This window comes from Methylobacterium sp. BTF04 (assembly GCF_010692745.1).
Taxonomy (GTDB): Bacteria; Pseudomonadota; Alphaproteobacteria; order Rhizobiales; family Beijerinckiaceae; genus Methylobacterium.
The window spans coordinates 1-1,889 of the sequence record NZ_JAAHTB010000156.1 but is presented as its reverse complement, the minus strand read 5'-3'; the positions used below and the strand labels follow the sequence as shown (position 1 = coordinate 1,889).

Annotated in this window: 3 protein-coding genes; 1 reads left to right on the top strand and 2 read right to left on the bottom strand. The window is 58.9% G+C overall.

Annotated elements, in window-relative coordinates; genetic code table 11:
• Window positions 1–790: 790 nt before the first annotated feature.
• Entirely contained in the window at window positions 791–976 is a 186-nt protein-coding gene (locus G3T14_RS23955; protein ID WP_163644974.1) for a hypothetical protein, read from the bottom strand.
• A 164-nt stretch (window positions 977–1,140) separates the two neighbouring features.
• Here G3T14_RS23955 and G3T14_RS23950 point away from each other — a divergent pair, with 164 nt between their 5' ends.
• Window positions 1,141–1,422 (top strand): DUF2312 domain-containing protein, encoded by a 282-nt coding sequence (locus G3T14_RS23950; protein ID WP_163644973.1) that lies wholly within the window; start codon window positions 1,141–1,143, stop codon window positions 1,420–1,422.
• Window positions 1,423–1,465: 43 nt separating this feature from the next.
• Here G3T14_RS23950 and G3T14_RS23945 read toward each other — a convergent pair whose 3' ends face one another.
• Entirely contained in the window at window positions 1,466–1,852 is a 387-nt protein-coding gene (locus G3T14_RS23945) for a site-specific integrase (protein WP_163644975.1), read from the bottom strand.
• Window positions 1,853–1,889: the final 37 nt, after the last annotated feature.

The window sequence follows — 1,889 nt, the reverse complement described above, 5'->3', positions numbered from 1 at the left end:
ACCTCGTCAGAAACGCCGCAACAGCCTGACCGCCCGGCAATCTGCCCCGGTTACAAGCTCGCCACCCCAAATCTACTGTCCTAATGAATAAGACGGGCTAAGGTTATCAACTCACCAGAGTGCTCGCGGGAGCCGACGCTTCCAGCGCTCACCGGGCCGCAAGGTCGCGACCTCCTGTGTGCGCCGTGCGGATCGCACCCGCGCAATAGTAGGCTGCGTATTTGCGGAAGCATCGACCTCAACGATAGCGATAGCAGCCGAAGGGGTAGCCGCCCTATCAGTCTCTGCCTCATCAGCAGCCAACTTCGCGTTAGCAGCGACAGCTGAGGCCTTCGTACGATTGGCCGGGGGCTTCACACGACGCACCCGTGGCAGCCGATCCTCTGCAGGTGCTCCACGCACTTCAGGAACTTCGGGCTCAACGAGCATATCGAACATTGGCACGAGGCTCGGCAGCACCCGCCGAACTTGCATGCGAGATTGTGAAGGCTCGGAGTGAACCAGGGGCGCAGTCTGCATTGCGGCAGGCTTGTCAGCAGCGGCTACCGTCAGGTTCCCCCATAGGTCCTGACCTTTACGGGAACGTGCTGTAGCATCGGTGATCGAGGCGCGGGATGTACGGGTATGCTTGATCTCGACCGTGAACGGTCGCGCGCTGCGGCGCTTCATGTCTGGAAAAATCCTGAAAACATCTGGCTCAGCGATGCAAATCACGCCGACTGCCGATGCGCATCATATGGGATTGCTCTGTTCTTTGTCTAGGCCACGTTCGGTTGGACAATTTTCGTCATCACAAGCTCTTTGACACGATGCCGAGAGCCAGAACAACGTAAGCACCGACGAAAAACCAAGTCCTGAATTTCACCACCGTGGGGCCGATCGTGGGGATGCGCAGGTAGAGGCTGGCGACAGCGAGCCCGATGAGTACGAGCGACACGAAGAACGTGATGGTGCGTGGCGGCGAGAGATTCAGCATGGCCCCATCCTGGCGCCGCATGGTTGAAGAGTAGTGAAGCCGTCGGAATGGTCCGCAGCCCGACTGATGGAGGCCGCTCGTACTGATAGAATTGCCCATCAGCATTAACCTTCTGCTTACACAAACTCGCGAGGTTGACGCCCTGCATTCGCTGAGGAGAAAGCATGTCCGACACCATCGACACCGTTGGGATTGCCGGCGACCATATCCGCTCGATCATCGAGCGCGTGGAGAAGGTTGAGGAAGAGATCAAGGACCTCATGGAAGCCAAGAAGGAAATCTTCCTGGAGGCCAAAGGTGAAGGCTTGGACGTGAAGATCCTCAAAGAGATCCTCAAGCTGCGCAAGCTGGATCAGGATGAGCGGGACGAGCACGAGACTTTGCTCGACGTCTACATGCGGGCGATGGATGCTCCAAGCCCCGCTCCTATGGCTGAGGCGGCCTGAGCGGCAGTCGAGAGCGGTACCGAGCGCTGAGCTGTCGTGGGGGTCACAGGATCTCTACGGCAACGCGCATCATTTCGTCATTCACATCAATGTAGCGTTGCGTTGTTGAGAGATGCCGATGCCCGGCGAGCATCATGATGGCTTTCGGCGAAATGCCGGCGTGAGCGAACTTCGTAAAGAACCAGCGCCGGCCGCTGTGGCTCGATCCGCCATCCAAACCTGCAAGGTCGCACCAGCCCCTCATAAGCTGGAACAACGCGTTCGCGCTGAACGCCGAGCGCTTCTGGGTGACGAGCGCCGAATAAAGCCGGGCAGGGGACTGAGCCAGGCTGTCCCAGTACTGCTCCACCTCCTTACAAAACCGAGCGTTTAGGAACACCACTCGCGCGTGGTCACCCTTCGTGACAGCCCCGCTTAGAGTCCGTCCGATAAGTCATTCTGCTCGGCCCAGCCTTCGGACGAGGATC